The sequence below is a fragment of the Streptomyces griseoluteus genome (assembly GCF_004784465.1).
Taxonomy (GTDB): domain Bacteria; phylum Actinomycetota; class Actinomycetes; order Streptomycetales; family Streptomycetaceae; genus Streptomyces; species Streptomyces griseoluteus.
The window spans coordinates 789779-813379 of record NZ_SRRU01000001.1; the positions used below are offsets into that span (position 1 = coordinate 789779).

Annotated in this window: 24 protein-coding genes; 14 read left to right on the forward strand and 10 right to left on the reverse strand. The window is 70.8% G+C overall.

Going from position 1 to position 23601, the window contains the following annotated elements:
* Positions 1 to 195 precede the first annotated feature (195 nt).
* Positions 196 to 636 (reverse strand): methylmalonyl-CoA epimerase, encoded by a 441-nt coding sequence (gene mce / locus E5082_RS03815; protein ID WP_086694978.1) that lies wholly within the window; start codon positions 634 to 636, stop codon positions 196 to 198.
* A 149-nt stretch (positions 637 to 785) separates the two neighbouring features.
* Here mce and E5082_RS03820 point away from each other — a divergent pair, with 149 nt between their 5' ends.
* From E5082_RS03820 to E5082_RS03830, 3 genes are all read left to right on the forward strand, one after another.
* Positions 786 to 1985 carry an acetyl-CoA C-acetyltransferase gene (locus tag E5082_RS03820; protein ID WP_190045311.1) on the forward strand — a complete coding sequence of 400 codons (1200 nt, stop codon included), beginning with the start codon at positions 786 to 788 and terminating at the stop codon, positions 1983 to 1985.
* A 53-nt stretch (positions 1986 to 2038) separates the two neighbouring features.
* Positions 2039 to 2995, forward strand: coding sequence for a methylmalonyl Co-A mutase-associated GTPase MeaB (meaB, locus tag E5082_RS03825; protein WP_135789832.1), 957 nt, complete (start codon positions 2039 to 2041; stop codon positions 2993 to 2995).
* A 142-nt stretch (positions 2996 to 3137) separates the two neighbouring features.
* The gene (locus E5082_RS03830; protein WP_135789833.1) at positions 3138 to 3431 is read left to right on the forward strand and encodes a hypothetical protein; all 294 of its coding nucleotides are present in this window, start codon (positions 3138 to 3140) and stop codon (positions 3429 to 3431) included.
* 258 nt (positions 3432 to 3689) lie between these two features.
* On the opposite strand, the gene E5082_RS03835 is transcribed toward E5082_RS03830, so the two are convergent.
* The 4 genes from E5082_RS03835 to E5082_RS03850 form a co-directional block, all read right to left on the reverse strand.
* A complete protein-coding gene (locus E5082_RS03835; RefSeq protein ID WP_086695678.1) occupies positions 3690 to 4166 on the reverse strand; it encodes a MarR family winged helix-turn-helix transcriptional regulator in 477 nt (158 codons plus the stop codon).
* 92 nt (positions 4167 to 4258) lie between these two features.
* Positions 4259 to 5065 (reverse strand): AIM24 family protein, encoded by an 807-nt coding sequence (locus E5082_RS03840; protein ID WP_135789834.1) that lies wholly within the window; start codon positions 5063 to 5065, stop codon positions 4259 to 4261.
* Positions 5062 to 5712, reverse strand: coding sequence for an AIM24 family protein (locus E5082_RS03845; protein WP_135789835.1), 651 nt, complete (start codon positions 5710 to 5712; stop codon positions 5062 to 5064). The genes E5082_RS03840 and E5082_RS03845 overlap by 4 nt, the downstream gene beginning before the upstream one ends.
* 1 nt (position 5713) lies before the next feature.
* A complete protein-coding gene (locus E5082_RS03850; RefSeq protein ID WP_086694544.1) occupies positions 5714 to 6346 on the reverse strand; it encodes an AIM24 family protein in 633 nt (210 codons plus the stop codon).
* 197 nt (positions 6347 to 6543) lie between these two features.
* Here E5082_RS03850 and E5082_RS03855 point away from each other — a divergent pair, with 197 nt between their 5' ends.
* Both E5082_RS03855 and E5082_RS03860 read left to right on the forward strand, forming a co-directional pair.
* On the forward strand, positions 6544 to 6888 hold the full coding sequence (locus E5082_RS03855) for a DUF3817 domain-containing protein (protein WP_135789836.1): 345 nt from the start codon (positions 6544 to 6546) through the stop codon (positions 6886 to 6888).
* Complete coding sequence (locus E5082_RS03860) at positions 6885 to 7178, forward strand: MTH1187 family thiamine-binding protein (protein ID WP_135789837.1); 294 nt, start codon at positions 6885 to 6887, stop codon at positions 7176 to 7178. The genes E5082_RS03855 and E5082_RS03860 overlap by 4 nt, the downstream gene beginning before the upstream one ends.
* Before the next feature lie 86 nt (positions 7179 to 7264).
* On the opposite strand, the gene E5082_RS03865 is transcribed toward E5082_RS03860, so the two are convergent.
* Entirely contained in the window at positions 7265 to 8242 is a 978-nt protein-coding gene (locus tag E5082_RS03865; protein ID WP_135789838.1) for a DUF5937 family protein, read from the reverse strand.
* Positions 8243 to 8338: 96 nt separating this feature from the next.
* Between E5082_RS03865 and E5082_RS03870 the strand changes: the two genes are divergently transcribed.
* The 4 genes from E5082_RS03870 to icmA all read left to right on the forward strand — a co-directional run bounded on the left by E5082_RS03870 (position 8339) and on the right by icmA (position 12286).
* Positions 8339 to 9583 carry an MFS transporter gene (locus tag E5082_RS03870; RefSeq protein ID WP_135789839.1) on the forward strand — a complete coding sequence of 415 codons (1245 nt, stop codon included), beginning with the start codon at positions 8339 to 8341 and terminating at the stop codon, positions 9581 to 9583.
* 11 nt (positions 9584 to 9594) lie between these two features.
* The gene (locus E5082_RS03875; RefSeq protein WP_135789840.1) at positions 9595 to 10104 is read left to right on the forward strand and encodes a MarR family winged helix-turn-helix transcriptional regulator; all 510 of its coding nucleotides are present in this window, start codon (positions 9595 to 9597) and stop codon (positions 10102 to 10104) included.
* A gap of 67 nt (positions 10105 to 10171) precedes the next feature.
* On the forward strand, positions 10172 to 10510 hold the full coding sequence (locus tag E5082_RS03880) for a DUF3817 domain-containing protein (RefSeq protein ID WP_135789841.1): 339 nt from the start codon (positions 10172 to 10174) through the stop codon (positions 10508 to 10510).
* A gap of 75 nt (positions 10511 to 10585) precedes the next feature.
* Complete coding sequence (gene icmA / locus E5082_RS03885) at positions 10586 to 12286, forward strand: coenzyme B12-dependent isobutyryl-CoA mutase large subunit (RefSeq protein WP_135789842.1); 1701 nt, start codon at positions 10586 to 10588, stop codon at positions 12284 to 12286.
* Positions 12287 to 12292: 6 nt separating this feature from the next.
* Here icmA and E5082_RS03890 read toward each other — a convergent pair whose 3' ends face one another.
* Positions 12293 to 12943, reverse strand: a complete 651-nt coding sequence (locus tag E5082_RS03890) for a TetR/AcrR family transcriptional regulator (protein WP_135789843.1) — start codon at positions 12941 to 12943, stop codon at positions 12293 to 12295.
* Between the two features lie 223 nt (positions 12944 to 13166).
* Here E5082_RS03890 and E5082_RS03895 point away from each other — a divergent pair, with 223 nt between their 5' ends.
* The 4 genes from E5082_RS03895 to E5082_RS03915 all read left to right on the forward strand — a co-directional run bounded on the left by E5082_RS03895 (position 13167) and on the right by E5082_RS03915 (position 17389).
* A complete protein-coding gene (locus E5082_RS03895; RefSeq protein ID WP_135789844.1) occupies positions 13167 to 14138 on the forward strand; it encodes a tetratricopeptide repeat protein in 972 nt (323 codons plus the stop codon).
* 623 nt (positions 14139 to 14761) lie between these two features.
* Positions 14762 to 15412: a DUF6230 family protein gene (locus E5082_RS03905; RefSeq protein ID WP_135789845.1), complete on the forward strand. Its 651-nt coding sequence runs from the start codon at positions 14762 to 14764 to the stop codon at positions 15410 to 15412.
* A gap of 116 nt (positions 15413 to 15528) precedes the next feature.
* Positions 15529 to 16056 (forward strand): DUF6114 domain-containing protein, encoded by a 528-nt coding sequence (locus E5082_RS03910; protein ID WP_086695607.1) that lies wholly within the window; start codon positions 15529 to 15531, stop codon positions 16054 to 16056.
* Positions 16046 to 17389: a hypothetical protein gene (locus tag E5082_RS03915; protein ID WP_135789846.1), complete on the forward strand. Its 1344-nt coding sequence runs from the start codon at positions 16046 to 16048 to the stop codon at positions 17387 to 17389. Before E5082_RS03910 ends, E5082_RS03915 begins: the two co-directional genes overlap by 11 nt.
* A 92-nt stretch (positions 17390 to 17481) precedes the next feature.
* Here the strand turns inward: E5082_RS03915 and pyk are convergent, their stop codons facing one another.
* From pyk to pta, 3 genes are all read right to left on the reverse strand, one after another.
* The gene (pyk, locus tag E5082_RS03920) at positions 17482 to 18912 is read right to left on the reverse strand and encodes a pyruvate kinase (RefSeq protein ID WP_135789847.1); all 1431 of its coding nucleotides are present in this window, start codon (positions 18910 to 18912) and stop codon (positions 17482 to 17484) included.
* A 108-nt stretch (positions 18913 to 19020) separates the two neighbouring features.
* Positions 19021 to 20229: an acetate kinase gene (locus E5082_RS03925; protein ID WP_135789848.1), complete on the reverse strand. Its 1209-nt coding sequence runs from the start codon at positions 20227 to 20229 to the stop codon at positions 19021 to 19023.
* Positions 20226 to 22316: a phosphate acetyltransferase gene (pta, locus tag E5082_RS03930; protein WP_135789849.1), complete on the reverse strand. Its 2091-nt coding sequence runs from the start codon at positions 22314 to 22316 to the stop codon at positions 20226 to 20228. The genes E5082_RS03925 and pta overlap by 4 nt, the downstream gene beginning before the upstream one ends.
* A 245-nt stretch (positions 22317 to 22561) precedes the next feature.
* Here pta and E5082_RS03935 point away from each other — a divergent pair, with 245 nt between their 5' ends.
* Positions 22562 to 23587, forward strand: coding sequence for an ATP-dependent 6-phosphofructokinase (locus tag E5082_RS03935; protein ID WP_135789850.1), 1026 nt, complete (start codon positions 22562 to 22564; stop codon positions 23585 to 23587).
* Positions 23588 to 23601: the final 14 nt, after the last annotated feature.

The following is a 23601-nucleotide window of genomic DNA, read 5'->3' on the forward strand; positions in this document are numbered from 1 at the left end:
CCGTCCCCTGGTGAATTACTCCGACGAGCACCGTCCATCCGCCGGACGGGGCCCTCCGGGGAATGGTGTCAGATCAACGGCGGAGCACGGGCTGCTGCCCCGACGCTCGTCCCCCGAAACCCGGACCCCGGCATCGGTCGTCCCCCGTGTTCGGGGACGACCGCCCCCAACCCTACCGGCCCTTATGTACGAGAGTCAGTGCTCAGGTGACTCAACTGCCGCCGAAGTGACCAGTTCTGTCAGGACTCCATGGCAATCCTTGGGGTGCAGGAAGGTGATCCGGGACCCCATGGAGCCGACTCGGGGCTCGTCGTACAGCACCCGTACGCCCTTGTCGCGGATGTCGGCGGCGTCCGCGTCCACGTCCGCGGTGCCGAAGGCGATGTGGTGCACGCCCTCGCCGTTCTTGGCCAGCCACTTGCCGACCGCGGAGTCCTCCCGCGTCGGCTCCAGCAGCTGGAGGTAGGAGGCGCCGCCGTCCGAGGTCTCGTTGATCTTGAGCATGGCCTCCCGGACACCCTGCTCCTCGTTCACCTCGGTGTGGAACACCTCGAAGCCGTAGGTCGTCCGGTAGAACTCGACAGTGGTGTCGAGGTCGTGGCAGGCGATCCCGATGTGGTCGATTCGCGTCAGCATGGTTTCAGTGCAGCGCTCCGGCGGTGGTTACGCAACGTGCGCGCGATCACACCGTAAGGGCGATGACGGGCTCCGGTACCGGTCAGTACATTCGAAGTAAACCCTCGTTCACTCCTCGGCTGTGCAGGCCGGTAAGGGGATCGCAGCTCATGTCTTCTGGAAAGACCACCTCTGTGATCGTCGCGGGCGCGCGGACGCCCATGGGACGGTTGCTCGGTTCGCTGAAGTCCTTCTCGGGTGCCGACCTGGGCGGCTTCGCCATCAAGGCCGCCCTCGACCGCGCCGGGATCAGCGGCGACCAGGTCCAGTACGTGATCATGGGCCAGGTACTCCAGGCGGGTGCCGGTCAGATCCCGGCCCGCCAGGCGGCGGTCAAGGCCGGCATCCCGATGAACGTGCCGGCGCTCACGGTCAACAAGGTCTGCCTCTCCGGCCTCGACGCGATCGCGCTGGCCGACCAGCTCATCCGTGCGGGTGAGTTCGACATCGTGGTCGCGGGCGGCCAGGAGTCGATGACCAACGCCCCGCACCTGCTGCCGAAGTCCCGCGAGGGCTTCAAGTACGGCGCGATCGAGATGCTGGACTCGATGGCCCACGACGGGCTGACCGACTCCTTCGAGAACATCGCCATGGGCGAGTCCACGGAGAAGCACAACGCCCGCCTCGGCATCGGCCGGGCCGCGCAGGACGAGATCGCCGCGCTGTCCCACCAGCGGGCCGCCGCCGCGCAGAAGAACGGCCTGTTCGAGGCCGAGATCACCCCGGTGGAGATCCCGCAGCGCAAGGGCGACCCGGTGCTGTTCAGCAAGGACGAGGGCATCCGCGGTGACACCACCGCCGAGTCGCTCGGCCGGCTCCGGCCCGCCTTCACCAAGGACGGCACCATCACCGCCGGGTCCTCCTCGCAGATCTCCGACGGCGCCGCCGCGGTGGTCGTGATGAGCAAGGCCAAGGCGGAGGAGCTGGGCCTGGAGTGGCTCGCGGAGATCGGCGCGCACGGCAACGTCGCCGGTCCGGACAACTCCCTGCAGTCGCAGCCGTCCAACGCCATCCGGCACGCGCTCGGCAAGGAGGGGCTCGAGGTCTCCGACCTGGACCTCATCGAGATCAACGAGGCGTTCGCGGCGGTCGCCGTGAAGTCAATGGACGACCTCGGGGTGTCCACGGAAAAGGTGAACGTCAACGGCGGTGCCATCGCCCTGGGCCACCCGATCGGCATGTCCGGCGCCCGGCTGGTGCTGCACCTGGCGCTGGAGCTGAAGCGCCGGGGCGGCGGGGTCGGCGCGGCCGCGCTGTGCGGTGGCGGTGGCCAGGGTGACGCGCTGATCGTGCGGGTACCCAAGGCCTGAGATCTGCTTTTCCGGCGGTGTGCGCGAGCGGTGCGAGTGAACGGAGCTGTTTGATGCGGGACGTCTCCTCTCTGGTGGCCGAGGCCAGGGAAGGCCGGCCTCGGGCCGTGGCCCGGCTGATCTCCCTGGTCGAGGGGGCGTCCCCGCAGCTGAGGGAGGTGATGGCGGCACTCGCCCCGCTGACGGGCAACGCGTACGTGGTCGGTCTGACCGGCTCGCCCGGCGTCGGCAAGTCCACCTCCACCTCCGCGCTGGTCACCGCGTACCGCAAGCAGGGCAAGCGGGTCGGCGTGCTCGCCGTCGACCCGTCCTCGCCGTTCTCCGGGGGCGCGCTGCTCGGGGACCGGGTGCGGATGTCCGACCACGCCTCCGACCCCGGCGTCTACATCCGCTCCATGGCCACGCGAGGCCATCTGGGCGGCCTCGCGTGGGCCGCGCCGCAGGCGATCCGGGTGCTGGACGCGGCCGGCTGCGACGTGATCCTGGTCGAGACGGTCGGCGTCGGGCAGTCCGAGGTGGAGATCGCCTCCCAGGCCGACACCAGCGTGGTCCTGCTGGCCCCCGGCATGGGCGACGGCATCCAGGCGGCCAAGGCCGGAATCCTGGAGATCGGCGACGTCTACGTCGTCAACAAGGCCGACCGCGACGGCGCCGACGCCACCGCCCGCGAGCTGAACCACATGCTCGGCCTCGGCGAGTCCCGCGGCCCCGGCGACTGGCGCCCCCCGATCGTCAAGACCGTCGCCGCCCGCGCGGAGGGCATAGACGAGGTCGTGGAAGCCCTGGAGAAGCACCGCGCCTGGATGGAGGAACACTCCGTCCTCACCGAACGCCGCCGAGCCCGAGCGGCCCGCGAGGTGGAGACCATCGCGGTCACCGCCCTGCGGGAACGCATCGGCGACCTCCACGGCGACCGCCGCCTCTCCGCCCTCGCGGACCGCATCGTCACCGGCACCCTGGACCCGTACCGAGCGGCGGACGAACTGGTCGAGGGGCTTACCCGGGGCTGAGGTCCCCTGCCGGCTCGACCGGCATGTTCCTCCTCATGGCATAGAGCGCACCCTTCGCGCCCACGCGGCCGTCCGGCTCCTCGCCGGGGTCCCGCGTGGCGCACCGGTGCGCTCGTCCCGCCTCCCGTGCGGAAGCCCGCGCATGTCCGCGCCCGCTTCCGCGCGCCCCGCCGCGCCGTCCTACGCCGCCGCCCTCCGCGTCCCGCACGCCCGCCGCGCCTTCGCCACCGCCCTGGTGGGCCGGCTGTCCTACGGCACGGTCCCGCTGTCCCTGCTGCTCGCCACCCGGCGGGCCACGGGCTCGTACGCGGCCTCAGGCGCCGTGCTCTCCCTGCACGGCGCCGCCGTGGCCTTCCTGACCCCGCCCGCGCCTTGCTGGTGGACCGGCACGGCGCCCGGCGCGACCTGCTGCCGCTGCCCCTCTGCTTCGCCCTGACCGGAGGCACCGCGCCGGCCTCGGCCGGGGTGGTCCTGGCGGGCGGGAGGCGGACGGAGCGCGCGCGGGCGTGAGCCGGGGGACTGTGCGCGGCCCCGGACAGCCGAGCGCCCCACCCTCCCGCGCACCGGGGCGGTGCGTCGGGTGGGCGGGGCGTCCTGCCTCAGGGGTGGCCGAGGCACGGGCTCGGACTGCGCCCGGCGCGGGGTTGCCGCTCGGCGGGCGCGATACGGCCAGTTGCCCGTGGAGCCGAACGGGTTACGGGCGGCCGCGCTGGTCTCTGAGGTGTTCCGCGATGGGCTTCAGGGACTTGTCCAGGTCCTGGAGGGCGTCGGGGGAGAGCAGGTCGATGAAGTGGCGGCGGACGGAGGCCACGTGGTGCGGGGCCACCTTCCGCATCGTCTCCAGCCCGTGCTCGGTCAGGACGGCGAAGAGGCCGCGCCGGTCCGACTCGCAGTTCTCCCGGCGGACCAGGTCCGCGTTCTCCATGCGCGTGATCTGATGCGAGAGGCGGCTCTTGGACTGCATGGTCGCGCCCGCCAGGTCGCTCATCCGCATCCGCATGTCTTCCGACTCGGAAAGATTGACGAGGATCTCGTAGTCGTTCATCGTCAGGCCGAACGGCTGTAGATCCTTCTCTAGCTGGTACGTCAACAGCCTGTTGACCTCCAGGTGGGTGCGCCAGGCGCACTGCTCCGCATCGGTCAGCCAGTGCGTGGCCGTCTCGGTCTCCATGAATGAAGTCTACCTAAGAAGTTGAATGGCGAACTACTCCGGGTGATGTGACTGTGCGCACGCGTTCGACGTCACACTCCGCAGACTACCGCTCACAGCCCGAAGCGACGCTGGAGGTCTCCCAGCTGTCCGGGAAGGCGCGGTACCCCGGAAGCCCCCGTTCCGGACCCCATCGGCCCCGCTGCGCCCCCTCCGGGTACCCCCGGCTCGGACGGAACAGCACCCGTGGACGGCTCGGCCATCAGCGTCTCGCTGGACTGGAGCAGCACCGTCCCCGCACCCGTGAACTCGAACTGGTGCTCCTCCCCGGAAGCCCCGCCGATCCCTGTCATCGCACGTAGACCGCCCATCACGCCGGTGAGATAGGCATGGTCGTAGTGGTGGCAGGGGGAGGGGCAGTCGGCCCAGCCGACCAGCGCCTGCGGGTCCACCCGGATCGGTGGCTCCATGAAGACCACCGGCCCGTTGGAGGCGGCGACGAACTTTCCGGTTCCGATGAGCGTCAGAAAGCCCGGCACGATCGACTGTTTGAGTGCCAAGCTTGGCTGAAAAGCGATCAGGTTGCCCGCGCGAACGGTCAGGTTGCCTTGATCCAGGTCGTACGAATTCACATCGAAGGCCCGGTCCGCGAGGAGCATCTTGCCCGAGCCCTCCGCCACCACCCAGTCGCTCGCGTGCAGTGGCGAATGGAAGGAAGTGCGCACCAGCCGGTCCAGCCGGCCGTGCCCGATGCCGTTGAAGTCGATCGACCCGTAGTAGGCGATCATCTTCCCCTTCTGCAGGAACCACTGGCTCCCCTTGAGCTCCACGCAGAAGGTGTACGGGTTCACGTTGTCGTCGGCGGGGAGTGTCACCGGGTCGAAGACCACCGGCCCGCCCGCGCTCGCGTAACCGCTCACAGCTTCTCCTCCGACGCCTGGACGTACACCGTGCCGTGGCCGCTCAGCTCCAGCTGGAACGCCTCGCCGGAGCCGCGCCCCACCATGTCGCGCCAGCCCAGCGCGGTGGACAGCTTGTTGCGCACCTCGCCGTGATGGGCGACGTACGCCTGGGGGTCCACGTGGACCGGGCGCTGCGGGGTGATCGGCAGCTCGAAGACCCCGCCGTGCGCCATCACCGCGACCGCGCCATGACCCTGGAGGGTCGTGGTGAACAGGCCCTGCCCGGTCGCCTGGCCGCGCACCAGGCCCATCACCCCGCCCTGCGAGCCGAGGAACATCGTGCCCTGCCGCAGCGAGCCCTCGAAGGCGAGCAGCCGGTCGGCCTCCACGTACAGGGTGTCGCCGGTGAGGGTGATGACATGGACGTGATGGCCGCCGTGTCCGAACAGGACCGTGCCGCTGCCCTCCACCGTCATCAGCGGGGCCGCCTCCCCGGCGACCCGGCGCCCGAGCATCGACATCACCCCGCCCTGCCCGCTCTGCAGGTTCGGGGTGAAGGACACCTCGCCGGTGTACGCCAGCATCGCCCCGCGCTGACTGAACAGCCGCTGCCCCGGCGCCAGCCGGGCCTCGACCATCTTGGAGTTGATCTCCCGGAAGCTCATCTCACAGATCCCCCGCGATCGTGTTCCGCTCGCTGGGCTGCACATAGACCAGCCCGTCGCCCTCGAAGCGGATCTGGAAGGCCTCCCCGCCGCCCTCGCCCATCAGGGTGCGGAAGGTGACGCCCGACTGGAAGGACTGCCGTACGTTCCCCTGGTGCGCGATGTAGGCGCCCGGATCGACGGTCAGCGGGTACTGCGGGCTCACCCGGAGCACCACCGCCGGACCATCGGACAGGATCGCGGCCTGCCCGGTGCCCTCCACGGTGGTGGTGAACAGCCCGTTGCCCTGCGAGGCGCCGCGCAGCCCGGTGAAGGCGGTACCCGTGCGCAGGCCCGCGTCGGTCGCCAGCAGGTTGCTCGACTCCACGTACAGCGTGTCGCCGCGCAGGGCGACGAGATTGATCTCGGACGCCCGGTCCGCGAACCAGCAGGTCCCCTGTCCTCTCACCTCCATCACCGTCATCTGCTCGCCGGTGAGCCGCCGCGTCACCATCCCGCGCAGCCCCTCACCGCCGCCGCTCAGCTTCTTGAAGGCCATCTGCCCGTCGTACGCGACCATCGAGCCGTTCTTCGCCTTCACGGCGTCCCCGGTCACATCGACGGCGAGGACCTTGCTTCCCTGCAGTCGGAACATCGCCACTCCGCGAAAGTAGCGGGCGGCCGGGTGGAGAGAACAGGCCCCACGGGTGGAGAACGACCCTGAACACACCCCTAGGGGCGCCGTTTGCCACAATGGGAGGACGCTTGTGCTTCCGTTCACAAAGCGGATCATGAGTCGGCCCTCCACCGGCCGGACCCCGTGCCCCGTAAACGTTTCCCCGAAGGTGACCCGTGGACCTCAAGACCGCATCCGCCCTCCGCCGCCTCCGCCTGGTCTCGGCGCCGGAGGCCGTGTCCTTCCTCGTCCTGCTGCTGTGCTCGGTGCTGAAGCGGACCACGGACTTCAACGCGGTCCCCGTGATGGGCGCGATCCACGGCGTGCTCTTCGTCCTGTACGTGCTCTTCTGGCTGGACGCCTGGAACCGGACCAAGTGGAGCTTCGGCACCGCCGCCCTCTACTTCGTCCTCTCGGTGCTGCCCACCGGCGGCTTCTTCGCCGAGCGCAAGCTGCGCCGGGAGTCCGAGAACGCCGTCATCGCGGCCCGCGCCCGCGAGGAAGGAATCGTGAACGCATGATCGTCGCCTTCTCCGTGACGCCCCTCGGCGTCGGCGAGGACGTGGGGGAGTACGTCGCCGACGCCGTCCGCGTGGTCCGCGAGTCCGGGCTGCCCAACCGCACCGACGCCATGTTCACCTCGATCGAGGGCGAGTGGGACGAGGTCATGGACGTCGTCAGGCGCGCCGTCGCCGTCGTCGAGGCCCGCGCGCCCCGCGTCTCCCTGGTCCTCAAGGCCGACATCCGCCCCGGCGTCACCGACGGACTCACCTCCAAGGTGGAGACGGTCGAACGCCATCTGGGCTCCTAGCCAGGCAACTCGCGGCGCCGCCCGGCGCCGGGTCCGTACCCCGGCTCGGGCTCACCGGCGCGTCCCGGCCGCCGGACGGCGTTCCGTCAGCCCGCTGAGGCCAGCGCAATCCCCAGCGGGGTCCGCTCGTACAGCACTTGGTGCCCGTACCGGCGGGCCGTCAGCAGGCCGCTGTCGCGCAGGAGCGACAGGTGGGACGAGACCGAGGACGGGGCGAGGCCGAGGCGGTGGGCCAGGGCGGTGGTGGACGCCGGGTCGTCCAGGGCCGCCAGTACGGCCGCGCGGTTGCGGCCCAGCAGGCGCACCAGCGCCTCCGGGGTCCGGGTGCCCGGCTCGGCCCACAGGCCGCCGACACCGCGCGCCGGATAGACGAGGGCCGGCTGCCAGGGCGGGTCGAAGCCGGTGATCACGTCCGGCCAGCAGAACACGCTCGGCATCAGCACCAGGCCCCGCCCGCCGAGCCGGCGCTCGTACACCCCGCCCGGCAGGGTCAGCGTGCGGCCGTCCCAGCTCAGCCGGGAGTCCAGCTCGGGCAGCAGAGCGCCGAGGCCGACCTCGGCGAGACGGCGCGAATGGAAGGCCACGTCCGCCTCCAGCAGCGCCCGCAGCCGGGGCCACTCCGGCTCCACCAGCACCCGCCAGGCCACCTCCAGGGCGTCCGCCAGCTCCCGCACCATCCGCACCGGGTCCGCCAGCCACGCCCGGCCCTGCTCCGAGGCCAGCGCGCCCGGCGTGCAGGCCAGCGAGCGGGCGGTGTCCTCACGGGCCGCCTCCGGGTCGGCCGCCCGTACCGCCGCGATCTCCTCCTCGAAGGTGGCCGCCGGGCCGATCGGCGGCGGCCCGAGCCAGTCGGGGGAGTGGCCCCGGCGGGGCATCAGCAGCCACAGCGGAGCGAGGTCCAGGCCGGCCGCCGCCGTACGGATGCGGCGCAGCCACGGCACGTGGTAGCCCTGCCGGTCCGGGCGGCGCAGCGTGCGCACCGCGTCGTGGGTCTCCCACAGCGGGGAGACGGCGAACCGGCAGTTCAGGAAGTCGTCCTCACCGAAGTGCAGGTGCGAGGCCACGGCTGCTCCTCCCTGACACCACGGCTGCTCCCCCTGACATTCGGCTGGAGCCGAAACTCTACGCCGCCCGGCCCCGCCCCCGGCAGGCTGCCCGCCATGTCCGCACCGCCCACGGCCCCGGTGGCCCCCCGTACCGGATACCGCCACGTCCTCGCCGTCCCCGAGTTCCGCGCCCTCTTCGCCGCGCATGTGCTGTCCCTGCTCGGGACGGTCGTCAGCGAGATCGCGCTGTCCGTCCTCGTCTACGACCTCACCGCCTCGCCCCTGATGAGCGCGCTCGCCTTCGCGGTCGGCTTCCTGCCGTACGCCCTCGGCGGCACCCTGCTCGCGCCGGTCGCCGACCGGTTCCCGGCCCGGCGGGTGCTGGTGGTGTGCGACCTGGTGTGCGCCGCGTGCGTGGCGGTGATGGTGGTGCCGGGGGCGGGGGTCGCGGTGCTGCTGGCGCTGCGCTGCGGGGTCGCCGTCGTCTCGCCGGTGTTCTCCGGCACCCGGATGGCGACCCTCGCGGACGTCCTCGGCGACGGTGACGCCTTCGTGCTCGGGCGGTCCCTGATCCGGATCGTCTCGCAGAGCGCGCTGCTCGTCGGGTACGGGACCGGCGGGCTGCTGCTGACCGTCGTCAGCCCCCGGCACGCGCTGCTGATCACGGTCGGGACCTTCCTCGCCTCGGCCGCGCTGCTGCGCTTCGGCACCCGGCGGCGGCCGGCCCGGGGGCGGCCGGAGCGGGCGGAGGGGGGCGGGGGGACCCGCGCGCTGCTGGGCGACCGGCGGGTGCTGGTGCTGCTGCTGGTCTTCTGGGTGCCCGCGATGTTCCTCGTGTTCCCCGAGGCGCTCGCCGCCCCCTACTCCCACACGCTGGGCGCGGGCTCCACCGGGCTCGGGCTGCTGATGTGCGCGCTGCCCGTCGGCACGATCGCCGGGGAGCTGTTCGCGGGGGCGCGGCTCGGGGCGGCGACGCGGGAGCGGATCGTGCTGCCGCTGCTCTGCCTCGCGGTGGTGCCGTACCTCGGTTACGCCCTGGCTCCCGGACTCTGGCCCTCGCTGCTGCTCCTGGTGCTGGCCGGGGCGTGCTCGGCGTACACCCTCGGGCTCGACCAGTGGTTCGTACGGGCGGTGCCGGAGGAGCTGCGGGGGCGGGCGATGACGCTGCTGAGCGCCGGGCTGATGACGATCCAGGGGGTCGGCATGGCACTGGCGGGGGTGGTGGCCGAGGTGATGGGGGTGCGGGCGGCCGTGGCGCTGGCGGGGGTGGCGGGCACGGGGTGCTGCGTGGTGCTCGCCGTGGGGTGCCGGGTGACCGAAAGCCGAGACAGGGCTGCCCGCGATATGACCGGCCGGTAGGGTCTGATGACGTGCCCAAGCCTCTCAGTCTCCCCTTCGACCCCATCGCCCGTGCCGACGAGCTCTGGAAGCAGCGCTGGGGAAGCGTGCCCTCGATGGCCGCGATCACCTCGATCATGCGGGCCCAGCAGATCCTGCTGGCCGAGGTCGACGCCGTGGTCAAACCGTACGGGCTGACCTTCGCGCGCTACGAGGCGCTGGTGCTGCTCACCTTCTCCAAGGAGGGTGAGCTGCCCATGTCCAAGATCGGCGAACGGCTGATGGTCCACCCCACCTCGGTCACCAACACGGTCGACCGCCTGGTCAGGGCGGGCCTGGTCGCCAAGCGCCCCAACCCCAAGGACGGCCGCGGCACCCTCGCCGTCATCACCGACAAGGGCCGCGAAGTCGTCGACGCCGCCACCCGGGACCTCATGGCCATGGACTTCGGCCTCGGCGCCTACGACGCGGAGAGCTGCGGCGACATCTTCACCCTCCTGCGGCCACTGAGGGTGGCGGCGGGAGACTTCGAGGACGCCTGACCTGCGGGACCGCGCGGGAGCCACCCTGGGGCAAGATCTCCCGGAACGCGTGGTTACGCTCGTACCCATGAAGAAGAGCGTGCTGACCCGCTACCGGGTGATGTCCTACGTCACCGGTGTGCTGCTGGTCCTGCTGACCCTGGGCGTGATCGCCAAGTACCTGCTCCACCTGAACGGCGCCGGCGACTTCACGCGGATCATCGGCATCGCCCACGGCTGGCTGTACGTGGTCTACCTGGTCTTCGCCTTCGACCTGGGCTCCAAGGCGAAGTGGCCGGTCGGCAAGCAGCTCTGGGTACTGATCGCGGGCACCATCCCGACCGCGGCGTTCTTCGTGGAGCGGAAGATCAGCCGCGAGCTGGAGGCCAAGGTCGCGCAGCCGTCCCCGACGGCCGTCAAGGCGTAACCGGCAGCCGCCGTACGCACCCGTACGGCGGTTTCCCATCGACATTTACTAGGACGTCCAAGTAAATTCGATGGTATGGACGCTCACGCGATCGAAGAAGGCCGCCGGCGGTGGCAGGACCGGTATGACCGCGCGCGGAAGCGCGACGCGGATTTCAGTACGTTGTCGGGGGACGCGGTCGAACCGGTGTACGGGCCGCGGAGCGGGGACGTGTACGAGGGGTTCGAGCGGATCGGGTGGCCGGGGGAGTACCCCTTCACCCGGGGGCTGCACGCGACGGGGTACCGGGGGCGGACCTGGACCATCCGCCAGTTCGCCGGGTTCGGCAACGCGGAGCAGACGAACGAGCGGTACAAGATGATCCTCGCGGCGGGCGGCGGCGGGCTGTCCGTGGCCTTCGACATGCCGACCCTGATGGGCCGCGACTCCGACGACCCGCGCGCGCTGGGCGAGGTCGGGCACTGCGGGGTGGCCATCGACTCGGCAGCCGACATGGAGGTCCTCTTCGGGGACATCCCGCTCGGCGACGTCACCACCTCGATGACGATCAGCGGTCCCGCCGTCCCCGTCTTCTGCATGTACCTGGTCGCCGCCGAGCGCCAGGGCGTCGACCCGGCGGTGCTGAACGGCACGCTGCAGACCGACATCTTCAAGGAGTACATCGCCCAGAAGGAGTGGCTCTTCCAGCCCGAGCCGCACCTCCGCCTCATCGGCGACCTGATGGAGCACTGCGCGGCCGGCATCCCCGCCTACAAGCCGCTCTCCGTCTCCGGCTACCACATCCGCGAGGCCGGGGCCACGGCCGCGCAGGAGCTGGCGTACACCCTCGCGGACGGCTTCGGATACGTCGAGCTGGGCCTCTCCCGCGGCCTCGACGTGGACGTCTTCGCCCCCGGCCTCAGCTTCTTCTTCGACGCCCACGTGGACTTCTTCGAGGAGATCGCCAAGTTCCGTGCCGCCCGGCGCATCTGGGCCCGCTGGATGCGGGACGTGTACGGGGCGAAGACCGACAAGGCGCAGTGGCTCCGCTTCCACACCCAGACCGCCGGGGTCTCGCTGACCGCGCAGCAGCCGTACAACAACGTCGTCCGTACCGCCGTGGAGGCGCTCGCGGCCGTGCTCGGCGGCACCAACTCGCTGCACACCAACGCCCTGGACGAGACCCTGGCCCTGCCCAGTGAGCAGGCCGCGGAGATCGCGCTGCGCACCCAGCAGGTGCTGATGGAGGAGACCGGCATCGCCAACGTCGCGGACCCGCTGGGCGGTTCCTGGTACATCGAGCAGCTCACCGACCGCATCGAGGCGGACGCCGAGAAGATCTTCGAGCAGATCAAGGAGCGGGGCCTGAGGGCGCACCCCGACGGGCAGCACCCCATCGGCCCCATCACCTCCGGCATCCTGCGCGGCATCGAGGACGGCTGGTTCACCGGCGAGATCGCCGAGTCCGCCTTCCGCTACCAGCAGTCGCTGGAGAAGGGCGAGAAGCGGGTCGTCGGCGTCAACGTCGCCACCGGCTCCGTCACCGGCGACCTGGAGATCCTCCGGGTCAGCCACGAGGTCGAGCGCGAGCAGGTCCGCATCCTGGCCGACCGCAAGGCCGCCCGCGACGACACGGCCGTACGCAAGGCGCTCGACGCCATGCTGGCCGCCGCCCGCTCCGGCGCCAACATGATCGAGCCCATGCTCGAAGCGGTACGCGCGGAGGCCACCCTCGGCGAGATCTGCGGGGTGCTGCGCGACGAGTGGGGGGTGTACACCGAGCCGGCCGGGTTCTAGCCCCCGTCAACTCACCGTCTTCCCCGGCGGGGTGAGGTTCGGGGCCGGGGTGGTGAGGCCCAGGAGGAGGATGTGGGTGAAGCCCCGTGCCCACTCCTCGTCAGCCGGCTTGCCGCTGACCAGCGTGCGGTGCACCACCGCGCCGGCTGCCATGTCGAAGATCAGGTCGACCGTGCGCGCGGACTCCTCCGGGTCGGCCTCCGGCGGAAGTTCTCCCCGTTCCTGGGCCCGCGCCCGACCGGCCAGGACCAGCCGCTTCTGCCGCTCCACGATCGAGGTGCGCACCCGCTCGCGCAGCGCGTCGTCCCGTGTCGACTCCGCGACCACGCCCATCAGCCCGCACTTGGCCTCCGGGCGGTTCAGGATCGCCGCGAACTGGAGCACCACGCCCTCGATGTCGGCCGCCAGCGACCCCCGGTCGGGCAGCACCAGCTCGTCGAACAGCTCCGCCACCGCGTCCACCACCAGCTCGTGCTTGCCCGACCAGCGGCGGTAGAGCGTCGTCTTCGCCACCCCGGCCCGCGCGGCCACGTCCGACAAGGTGAGCCCGGACCAGCCCAGTTCCACCAGCCCCTCCCGCGTCGCGGCCAGGATCGCGGCATCCGCGGCGGCGCTGCGCGGGCGCCCGGTACGGCTGGCGGGGGTGCGGCTCTGCATGAGGAGGACCCTAACCGGCCACCTCGACATGTCGTGAGGGAGATCACCGGAAACCACTGTCGTGGAACCCCTCACTGCTATTACGCTACGACTCGTAGCGAAAGCTCGTGACGGACGTACACGGGCGATGACCACTGGCGCGGGTGGGGACCCGGCGCCGACCGCGATCGCCGACCACGATCGTGTTTTTCCTTCATGCGCCGGAACGGGGGAGGATGGACGCATGCAGCCACGGAACATGTCCATGAGCGGCGTCGTCGACCTCGCCGCGGTGAAGGCGGCCCAGGAGGCCAAGGCCAAGGCGGAGCAGGCGCGCGCCGAAGCCGCCCGGCACGGCGGCGCGGGCGCGGTGTCGCCGGCCGACCTCGTCATCGACGTCGATGAGGCGGGCTTCGAGCGCGAAGTCCTCCAGCGCTCCGCCGAAGTCCCGGTCGTCATCGACTTCTGGGCCGAATGGTGTCAGCCCTGCAAGCAGCTCAGCCCGGTGCTGGAGCGGCTGGCCGTCGAGTACAACGGGCGCTTCCTGCTCGCCAAGGTCGACGTCGACGCCAACCAGATGCTGATGCAGCAGTTCGGGGTCCAGGGGATTCCCGCCGTCTTCGCGGTCGTCGCGGGACAGGCGCTGCCCCTCTTCCAGGGCGCGGCGGACGAGCAGCAGATCCGGGAGACCCTCGACCAGTTGATCCAGGTCGCCGAGCAGCGCTTCGGCCTGACCGGTCTGACCGTCGACCCGGACGCCGCTCCGGGCGCCGCCCCCGCCGCCGAGGTGCCGGAGGGGCCGTACGACGCCCTGCTGGCCGCCGCCGTCGAGGCGCTGGACGCGGGCGACCTCGGCGGTGCCGTCCAGGCGTACCGCAATGTGCTGGCGGACGACCCGGCCAACACCGAGGCCAAACTCGGTCTCGCGCAGGCCGAGTTGCTCCAGCGCGTACAGGGGATGGACCCGCAGCGCGTGCGCCGGGAGGCGGCCGAGAAGCCCGGTGACGCGGAGGCCCAGATCGCCGCCGCCGACCTGGATCTGGTGGGCGGTCATGTCGAGGACGCCTTCGGCCGGCTCACCGACACCGTGAGCCGTACCGCCGGCGACGACCGGGACGCGGTGCGCCGCCGGCTGCTGGAGCTGTTCGAGGTCGTGGGCGCCGACGACCCGAGGGTGGTGGCCGCGCGCAGAGCCCTGGCGCGGGCGCTGTTCTGACGCCGCGTCGGGGCGCGGGGCGCCTGATACCGGGCTCGCCGAATGGCCGATCTGGTGCGTGAGTGATCACGCTTTACCAAAACTTGGTAAACCAGCCTCCTGTTACTCCGAGTAAGTCACAGCCGTTGATCTGTCCGGCTTCGTCCAAGGATCAACGGCTTTGCTCTGCCCACTGATGGCACGGTCTGTCGCGCTCCGAGACCGCTGGGTCGTTGTTCGGTTATCGCGCCGTTACTAGCCGGTAACGGCGCCCCTTGTGCGGGCGGCGAGAATGCACCACGATCGGCCACGCTCGGTCCATTTCCGCACCCCGGCAGCCGGCCGGGAAGCGGGAGACTCTGGGTCCCCACCGAGCAGAGCCGGCGGCAGTGGCGCCGGCTCTGGGGCAGGGGGGTCTTCGCCTTCCCGGTGAAGCCTGTCCCGAAGGTTGTGCGTGATGTGCGTCAGGCGCGACCAGTGGTTGTCGCTCGGGGGTGAACGCCGGTTGTTCGGGTGCGGGTTCGTGCCGCCGAGCACGGGCGCTCCCCTTCCCGAGGACGTAGCACTTCTCCCATCCCTGCCCGGCCGAGCCGCCCGCTGGGGCGATTCCGGGACAGGAGATGTACGTCCGAGAAGGAGGAAATATGGAGTCCCAGGTGCGTGGCGGGACCAGATGGAAGCGCTTCGCTGTGGTCATGGTGCCCAGCGTCGCCGCAACGGCCGTGATAGGCGTCGCCCTCGCGCAGGGTGCACTCGCCGCGTCGTTCAGCGTGTCCGGTCAGTCGTTCAAGGTGACGGCCGAGACGCTCAACGGCACCGGTTTCTCGCAGTACGGCGCGGTCGACTCGGGTTACACCCTGAGCGGCGAGAAGACGGCGCATCCGGTGGCGGTGTCGGCGTTCTCCAAGGCCACGATCCACAAGATGTGCCAGTCGGTCGTCACCCCCGTCCCGGGAATCGGTTCGGTCACGCTGCGGCTGACGGCCGGTGACAGCTCCGACCCGAAGAAGCAGGTCGAGGCCGAGAACCTGTACATCGACGTCGAGGACCTGGGCGCTGACGCCACGTTCCACGACATCAACATCGGTGTCGCGGCCAAGGACCTCAAGGGTCCCGGCATCAAGAGCGGTGAGATCGCCAACAAGCAGGCGAACCCGTACGGGTTCGCCCAGGAGGCGACCAGGGCCGAGCTGACCGGTGTGAAGCAGACGGCGTGGGCCACCACCGCCGGAACCTTCAAGCTCAACGGGCTGCACATGGGCCTGTCCACGGGCACCAAGGCCGAGTGCTACTAGGCACGGCCTGACGGGCGGGGGAGTGAGAGCTCCCCCGCCCGTCCACTCTCCGGCCGCCGCTTCACCCGCGGCCCACATCTTCACCACAGCAATGCCGCACCAGGGAGCTGTTTTCCATGAGCGCCGAGACTCCTGCCGCCGCACCCGGTCAGTTCACCCGCCGGAGGCTGCAGTTCCGCGCCTGGCGGGGCGCCCGGCCTTTCTGGGCCGGTCTGTTCGTCATGCTCGGTGGCTTTCCGATCATGTACTTCCCGTACGCCCATCTTCAGATCGGTCATCTGACGGTGGCGATGGCCACCACCGCCGGAGCCGGTTCGCTGATCATCGGCGTGCTGCTCATCGTGCTGGGCATCAGCCTCTGGTTCCAGAAGCATGTACGGGTGTTCGCGGGCGTCGCGGCGATCCTGCTCGCGCTGGTGTCCATCCCCGTGTCCAACTTCGGCGGCTTCGTCATCGGCTTCCTCCTCTCCATGGTGGGCGGTGCCATGGGCATCGCCTGGTCGCCCGGTCCGGCGGCGAAGGCGGAGGAGTCCGGCCGGTACGGCGTCCCCGCCCCGCGCGGCGAGGAGCCGGTGAGCGCGCCGATGGACCTGTCAGGAACGAGCCCGGCCAACGAGGCGAACGGGAGGCACAGTGCCGGCTGACGAGGTGACCCACGGGCCCGATGTGGACGGGTCCCGTGCGAGAACCGGGCCCCGCCACGCGGCCCCCAAGAAGCTGCTGTTCACCCGGCTCCACATGCCGGCCGGGAAGGCCATCGCCTCCGTGGCGATGCCGACGGCGGTACTGATGGGCATGGGTTTCACGTCCACGCTCGCCATCGCCGACAGCGGCGGCGGTACCCCGGCCTCCAACAGCCAGAAGGCGGCCGACTACAAGGACTGCGTCGAGGCGCTGGGCGGCAAGGTGGACGGCACCTCCGCGAGCCCCTCGCCCTCCGCGGACAAGAGCACCGGCCCGTCCACGCCCAGCCCCTCGGCGTCCGCCGGGGACAAGGCCGGTGCGGGTGACGGCAAGGCGTCCTCGCCGGATTCAGGTTCCGGCGATGACGACAAGGGCGGCAGCCCCGCCACCGGTTCCTCGTCCGCTTCGAAGCCCGCGGCCGCGCCCTCCGCGCAGGCGCCGGCCGCGAAGGACACCTCCGCCGGCACCCCCGCGCCGTCCGCGAGTTCCAAGGGCGCCGACGGCGGGCTGCTCGGGACGATCGGGGACGCCCTCGGGGACGTACTGACCGGTGGCAAGCAGGCCGGCACGCCGTCCGCGACTCCGACGCCCTCCGTGACCGAGCCCGCGCCGTCCGCCTCCAGCACCCCCGCGCCCTCCGCCTCCTCCCCGGCCCCCACGAAGGGCGACGAGGACAAGCCGGCCGGGAAGACGGCCGACGCCCCCGCAGCGGGAGCCAAGAGTTCGGCGCAGGCCGGTGAGAAGGCCGGGGAGACCCCCGCGCCGAGCACCTCGGCCAGCTCCACCCCCAGCCCCTCCGCGAGCGCCTCCGACGCCGCCGAGGACTGCGAGAAGGCCACGGACGACGTCGGCGGCATCGACAACAAGCAGCTCCTCGCCGACGACCCCTGGTACCTCAACGCCAGCTCGCTGCTGCTCAAGGGCGCCGACTACCAGGGCGTCGTCCAGGTACGGACCGCGAGCGGCAAGGTCAAGAAGGTGCTGAAGTACGTCATCTCCGACGGCACCGACATCGGCGACCTGCACCAGACGGTGAAGGACAAGGCGTCCGGCAAGACGTACCACGTCCAGGCCGGCAAGGGCACGACGTCCACGATCCGCGGCGGCGACACCACCATGTACACCGAGAGCATCTCGGGCAAGCTGTTCGGTCTGATCCCGATCACCTTCAGCCCGGACAGCCCGCCGCCGCTGAACATCCCGCTGATCTACTTCACCGACGTCACCGTCCAGCAGGCCGCCCAGTTCGGCGGCACGCTGACCATCCCCAAGCTGCACCAGTACGCCGACTGAAGCACCACCACGAGCCCGTCCGGGAGCCGCACGACACCGTGGCCCGGTCCCCCTCAGCGAGGGGGACCGGGCCACGGTCCTGTCCGGGTGCGTCAGTCGCGGTCGCCGCCGCCGACGTGGTGCACGCGGACCATGTTGGTGGTGCCGGGGACACCGGGGGGCGAACCCGCGGTGATGACGACCGTGTCGCCGTCGTTGAAGCGGCCCAGCTTGGCCAGCTCCTGGTCGACCATGTCGACCATCTCGTCCGTGGTGTTGACGAACGGCACCACGTGCGACTCCACGCCCCAGCTCAGCGTGAGCTGGTTGCGGGTGCCCTCGTCCGTGGTGAAGGCCAGGATCGGCTGCGCCGCGCGGTAGCGGGAGAGCCGGCGGGCGGTGTCACCCGACTTGGTGAACGCGATCAGACCCTTGCCGCCGAGGAAGTCGGCGATCTCGGCCGCCGCACGGGCCACCGAACCACCCTGCGTCCGCGGCTTCTTGCCCGGCACCAGCGGCTGGAGGCCCTTGGAGAGCAGCTCCTCCTCGGCCGCCTTGACGATCTTCGACATCGTCTTGACGGTCTCCACCGGGTACGCGCCCACGCTGGACTCGGCCGACAGCATGACCGCGTCCGCGCCGTCCAGGATCGCGTTGGCCACGTCGGACGCCTCGGCGCGGGTCGGCCGGGAGTTGGTGATCATCGACTCCATCATCTGGGTCGCGACGATCACCGGCTTGGCGTTGCGCCGGCACAGCTCGATCAGGCGCTTCTGCACCATGGGGACCTTCTCGAGCGGGTACTCGACGGCGAGGTCGCCACGGGCGACCATCACACCGTCGAACGCCATCACGACGTCCTCCATGTTCTCGACCGCCTGCGGCTTCTCCACCTTGGCGATGACCGGGACCCGGCGGCCCTCCTCGTCCATCACCTTGTGGACGTCGTGCACGTCCTTGGCGTCGCGGACGAAGGACAGCGCGACCATGTCGCAGCCCATGCGCAGCGCGAAGCGGAGGTCCTCGACGTCCTTCTCGGACAGCGCGGGCACGTTGACGGCCGCGCCGGGCAGGTTGATGCCCTTGTGGTCGGAGACGACGCCGCCCTCGATGACGATCGTCTTGACCCGCGCACCCTCGACGTCCACGACCCTCAGCTCGACGTTGCCGTCGTTGATCAGGATCTGGTCGCCGCGCGAGACGTCACCGGGCAGGCCCTTGTACGTCGTACCGCAGATGTGCTTGTCGCCCGGCACGTCCTCGGTCGTGATGATGAACTCGTCACCGCGCTCCAGCTCCACCGGACCCTCGGCGAAGGTCTCCAGCCGGATCTTCGGGCCCTGGAGGTCGGCGAGGACGCCGATGGCGCGCCCGGTCTCCTTGGCGGCGGCCCGGACGCGGTCGTACCGCGCCTGGTGCTCGGTGTGGGTACCGTGACTGAAGTTGAACCGGGCCACATTCATACCCGACTCGATCATGGCGACGAGCTTGTCGTGGGAGTCGACCGCGGGGCCGAGAGTACAGACGATTTTCGAACGGCGCATGAGGCGATCCTATCGGTTTGTTTCACTGCGGAATATTCCGGCCGGCGGAAGATACAGACGATGCAAATGGGCGGACAGGCGCTCAGGCGTGTTACTGCGGTGTAATGCTCAGCTCTTCTTTCCGACCAGCGCATAGGTCTGCGTCGCGATCTCCAGTTCCTCGTCGGTCGGCACCACGGCGACGGCCACCCGCGCGGACGCGGGCGAGATCAGCCGGGCCCCGTCGGACCGTACGGCGTTCAGCTCCTCGTCCACCGCCAGGCCAAGGCCGTCGAGGCCCGCGACCGCCGCGGAACGCACGGCCGCCGCGTTCTCCCCGACGCCGGCCGTGAACGCCACCGCGTCCACCTGCCCGAGTACGGCGTAATAGGCACCGATGTACTTCTTGATGCGATGAATGTAAATGTCGAAGGCGAGGGCCGCCGCTTCGTCGCCCTCGTCGACGCGGCGCCGGATCTCCCGCATGTCATTGTCCCCGCACAGGCCGAACAGACCGCTCCTCTTGTTCAGAAGAGTGTCGATCTCGTCCATGGACATATCCCCGACACGGGCCAAATGGAAGATGACGGCCGGGTCCAGATCACCGGACCGGGTACCCATCACCAGCCCCTCCAGCGGGGTCAGCCCCATCGAGGTGTCCACGCACCGGCCGCGCTCCACCGCCGAGGCGGACGCGCCGTTGCCCAGGTGCAGCACGATCACGTTCACCTCCTCCGGAGCCTTGCCGAGCAGCCGCGCGGTCTCCCGTGACACATAGGCGTGCGAGGTGCCGTGGAAGCCGTAGCGGCGGATGCGGTACCGGTCGGCGATCTTCGGGTCGATCGCATACCGCGCCGAGGACTCCGGCATCGAGGTGTGGAAGGCGGTGTCGAAGACGGCGACCTGGGGGAGGTCCGGGCGCAGCGCCATGGCGGTACGGATGCCGGTCAGGTTGGCCGGGTTGTGCAGCGGGGCGACCGGGATCAGCCGCTCGATCTCGGTGAGCACCGAGTCGTCGACGACGGTGGGCTCGGTGAAGAACATGCCGCCGTGCACCACCCGGTGCCCGATCGCGGCCAGCTCCGGCGAGTCCAGGCCGAGGCCGTCGCGGGCGAGCTCCTCGGCGACCGACTTCAGCGCGGTCTCGTGGTCGGCGATCGGCCCGCTGTGCTCACGGGTCTCGCCGGTGGCCACCAGGGTGTGGCGCAGCCGCGAGGTCTGCTCGCCGATCCGCTCCACCAGGCCCACCGCGAGACGGCTGCTGTCCCGCATGTCCAGGAGCTGGTACTTCAGCGAGGAAGAGCCGGAGTTGAGGACGAGTACACGGGTGCGGGTCACTGCTGGGAAGCCCTTTCGGTCGGCGCCTGCGCCTGGATCGCGGTGATGGCGACCGTGGTGACGATGTCCTGCACCAGGGCCCCGCGGGAGAGGTCGTTGACCGGCTTGCGCAGGCCCTGGAGGACCGGTCCGACGGCGATCGCCCCGGCCGAGCGCTGGACGGCCTTGTAGGTGTTGTTGCCCGTGTTGAGGTCCGGGAAGATCAGCACGCTGGCCTGGCCGGCCACCTCCGAGCCGGGCAGCTTGGTCGCGGCCACGGCGGCGTCCACGGCCGCGTCGTACTGGATCGGGCCCTCGATCTTCAGGTCGGGCCGCTGCTCGCGGGCCAGCTCGGTCGCCTCGCGCACCTTGTCCACGTCGGCGCCGGAGCCGGAGGTGCCGGTGGAGTACGACAGCATGGCGATCCTCGGCTCCACGCCGAACTGAGCGGCCGTCGCCGCCGACTCCACCGCGATGTCCGCGAGCTGCTCGGCGTCCGGGTCGGGGTTGACCGCGCAGTCGCCGTAGACCAGCACCTTGTCGGCCAGGCACATGAAGAAGACCGAGGAGACGATCGCGGAGTCCGGCTTGGTCTTGATGATCTCGAAGGCCGGGCGGATGGTGGCCGCGGTGGAGTGCACCGAGCCGGAGACCATGCCGTCGGCCAGGCCCTCCTGCACCATCAGGGTGCCGAAGTAGTTCACGTCGGAGACCACGTCGTAGGCCAGCTCCACCGTTACGCCCTTGTGGGCGCGCAGGGCGGCGTACTTCTCGGCGAAGGCGTCGCGCAGCTCGGAGGTGGCCGGGTCGATCAACTGGCAGTCGCCCAGGTCGATGCCGAGGTCGGCGGCCTTCTTGCGGATCTGGTCCACCGGGCCGAGCAGGGTGAGGTCGCACACGCCCCGCCGCAGCAGCACCTCCGCCGCGTGCAGGACGCGCTCCTCGGTGCCCTCGGGCAGCACGACCCGGCGCTTGTCGGAGCGGGCCTGCTCCAGCAGCTTGTGCTCGAACATCATCGGGGTGACCCGGCCCCCGCTGGGCGCGGAGACCCGGCGGGCCAGGTCGGCGGTGTCCACGTACCGCTCGAACAGGCCGAGGGCGGTCTCCGCCTTGCGCGGGGTGGCGGCCGTCATCCGGCCCTCCAGCGAGAAGAGCTGCCCGGCGGTGGGGAAGCTGGTGCCGGCCACCGAGAGCACCGGGGTGCCGGGGGCCAGACGGGCGGCCAGGGTGAGGATCTCCTCGCTCGGCACCTCGTTCAGGGTGAGCAGCACACCGGCGATGGGCGGGGTGCCGGCGCTGTGCGCGGCCAGCGAGCCGACGACCAGGTCGGCGCGGTCGCCCGGCGTCACGACCAGGCAGCCGGGGGTCAGGGCGGCGAGGAAGTTGGGCAGCATGGCGCCGCCGAAGACGAAGTCCAGCGCGTCGCGGGCCAGGCCGGAGTCGTCGCCCAGCAGCACCTTGGCGCCGAGGGCGTGCGCGATCTGCGAGACGGTCGGCGCGGAGAGGGCGGGCTCGTCGGGCAGGACGTAGCAGGGGACCGGCATGCGGTCGGTGAGCCGGTCGGCGATCTTGTCGCGGTCCTCGCGGGCGGCGCGGTTGGCGACCATGGCGAGGACGTCGCAGCCGAGGCCGGCGTAGGCGCGGTAGGCGTTGCGGGTCTCGGCGAGCACCGACTCGGCGGACTGCTTGCGGGCGCCGACCACCGGGATCACGGACGCGCCGAACTCGTTGGCGAGGCGGGCGTTGAGGGACAGCTCGTCGGGGAGCTGGGTGTCGGCGAAGTCGGTGCCGAGGACGAGGACCACGTCGTAGTCGCGGGCGACCAGGTGGAAGCGGTCGACCAGGGCGGAGACGAGTTCGTCGGTGCCGCGCTCGGCCTGGAGCGTGGACGCCTCCTGGTAGCCCATGCCGTACACGGTCGCGGGGTCCTGCTGGAGGCGGTAGCGGGACCGCAGCAGTTCGAAGAGGCGGTCGGGGCCGTCGTGGACGAGGGGACGGAACACCCCGACCCGGTCGACCTGCCGGGTCAGCAGTTCCATGACGCCCAGGTCGACGACCTGCCGGCCGTCGCCCCGGTCGATCCCGGTCACGTACACGCTGCGTGTCACGCGTGCTCTCCGATCCTTGCTCGTACGGCGGCCGCCTTCCCGGCGTCGCCGTACGCCTGCACAGAAAACGCCCACCCGAGGTGAGCAGAACCCCCTTGACAATACCCGCGGGCCTGGATAAGGCGCCCGTCAGCCTGGTGGGGGTCCGAACATGCTGGTGGGGGCGGTGGTCGTCGGCCGTTCGATGGCCGTGAAAGAATCGGAGCGGCTCACCGGTACCCACAGCGAGCAGGAGACACAGCACGATGCGCATCGGAGTTCTCACCGCAGGCGGCGACTGCCCCGGCCTGAACGCCGTGATCCGGTCGGTCGTGCACCGCGCCGTGGCGCACTACGGCGACGAGGTCATCGGCTTCGAGGACGGTTACCGCGGGCTGCTGGACAGCCACTACCGCACCCTCGACCTGGACGCGGTCAGCGGCATCCTGGCCCTCGGCGGCACCATCCTCGGCTCCTCCCGCCTGGAGCGGGACCGGCTGCGCGAGGCGTGCGAGCGGGCGACCGACATGGCCGAGGAGTTCGGCATCGACGCGCTGATCCCGATCGGCGGCGAGGGCACGCTGACGGCGGCCCGGATGCTGTCCGACGCCGGGCTGCCGGTCGTCGGTGTGCCGAAGACCATCGACAACGACATCTCCGGCACCGACCGCACCTTCGGCTTCGACACCGCGGTGGGCGTGGCCACGGAGGCGATGGACCGCCTGAAGACCACGGCCGAGTCGCACCAGCGGGTCATGGTCGTCGAGGTCATGGGCCGGCACGCGGGCTGGATCGCGCTGGAGTCCGGCATGGCCGCCGGCGCGCACGGCATCTGCCTGCCCGAGCGGCCCTTCGACCCGGCCGACCTGGTCAAGATGGTCGAGGAGCGGTTCGCGCGCGGCAAGAAGTTCGCCGTGGTCTGCGTCGCCGAGGGCGCCCACCCGCTCGACGGCACGATGGACTACGGCAAGGGCGACATCGACCAGTTCGGCCACGAGCGCTTCCAGGGCATCGGCACCGCCCTCGCCTACGAACTCGAGCGCCGCCTCGGCAAGGAGGCCCGCCCGGTCATCCTCGGCCACATCCAGCGCGGCGGCACCCCCACCGCCTACGACCGCGTCCTCGCCACCCGCTTCGGCTGGCACGCCGTCGAAGCCGCCCACCGGGGCGAGTTCGGCGGCATGACCGCCCTCCGCGGCACGGACATCGCGATGGTCCCCCTGGCGGAGGCGGTGACGGAACTGAAGACGGTCCCCCTGTCCCGCATGGACGAGGCGGAGTCGGTCTTCTAGCCCGGTCGCTTTCC

What these genes read in the sequence shown, in the direction of transcription:
- icmA (WP_135789842.1), top strand. Translation starts at nt 10,586, where the DNA reads ATGGACGCTCACGCGATCGAAGAAGGCCGCCGGCGGTGGCAGGACCGG.
- E5082_RS03895 (WP_135789844.1), top strand. Translation starts at nt 13,167, where the DNA reads ATGCAGCCACGGAACATGTCCATGAGCGGCGTCGTCGACCTCGCCGCG.
- E5082_RS03850 (WP_086694544.1), bottom strand. Translation starts at nt 6,346, where the DNA reads ATGTTCCGACTGCAGGGAAGCAAGGTCCTCGCCGTCGATGTGACCGGG.
- pyk (WP_135789847.1), bottom strand. Translation starts at nt 18,912, where the DNA reads ATGCGCCGTTCGAAAATCGTCTGTACTCTCGGCCCCGCGGTCGACTCC.
- E5082_RS03835 (WP_086695678.1), bottom strand. Translation starts at nt 4,166, where the DNA reads ATGGAGACCGAGACGGCCACGCACTGGCTGACCGATGCGGAGCAGTGC.
- E5082_RS03830 (WP_135789833.1), top strand. Translation starts at nt 3,138, where the DNA reads ATGTCCGCGCCCGCTTCCGCGCGCCCCGCCGCGCCGTCCTACGCCGCC.
- E5082_RS03860 (WP_135789837.1), top strand. Translation starts at nt 6,885, where the DNA reads ATGATCGTCGCCTTCTCCGTGACGCCCCTCGGCGTCGGCGAGGACGTG.
- E5082_RS03910 (WP_086695607.1), top strand. Translation starts at nt 15,529, where the DNA reads ATGAGCGCCGAGACTCCTGCCGCCGCACCCGGTCAGTTCACCCGCCGG.
- mce (WP_086694978.1), bottom strand. Translation starts at nt 636, where the DNA reads ATGCTGACGCGAATCGACCACATCGGGATCGCCTGCCACGACCTCGAC.
- E5082_RS03845 (WP_135789835.1), bottom strand. Translation starts at nt 5,712, where the DNA reads ATGAGCTTCCGGGAGATCAACTCCAAGATGGTCGAGGCCCGGCTGGCG.
- meaB (WP_135789832.1), top strand. Translation starts at nt 2,039, where the DNA reads ATGCGGGACGTCTCCTCTCTGGTGGCCGAGGCCAGGGAAGGCCGGCCT.
- E5082_RS03820 (WP_190045311.1), top strand. Translation starts at nt 786, where the DNA reads ATGTCTTCTGGAAAGACCACCTCTGTGATCGTCGCGGGCGCGCGGACG.
- E5082_RS03880 (WP_135789841.1), top strand. Translation starts at nt 10,172, where the DNA reads ATGAAGAAGAGCGTGCTGACCCGCTACCGGGTGATGTCCTACGTCACC.
- E5082_RS03890 (WP_135789843.1), bottom strand. Translation starts at nt 12,943, where the DNA reads ATGCAGAGCCGCACCCCCGCCAGCCGTACCGGGCGCCCGCGCAGCGCC.
- E5082_RS03905 (WP_135789845.1), top strand. Translation starts at nt 14,762, where the DNA reads ATGGAGTCCCAGGTGCGTGGCGGGACCAGATGGAAGCGCTTCGCTGTG.
- E5082_RS03870 (WP_135789839.1), top strand. Translation starts at nt 8,339, where the DNA reads ATGTCCGCACCGCCCACGGCCCCGGTGGCCCCCCGTACCGGATACCGC.
- E5082_RS03935 (WP_135789850.1), top strand. Translation starts at nt 22,562, where the DNA reads ATGCGCATCGGAGTTCTCACCGCAGGCGGCGACTGCCCCGGCCTGAAC.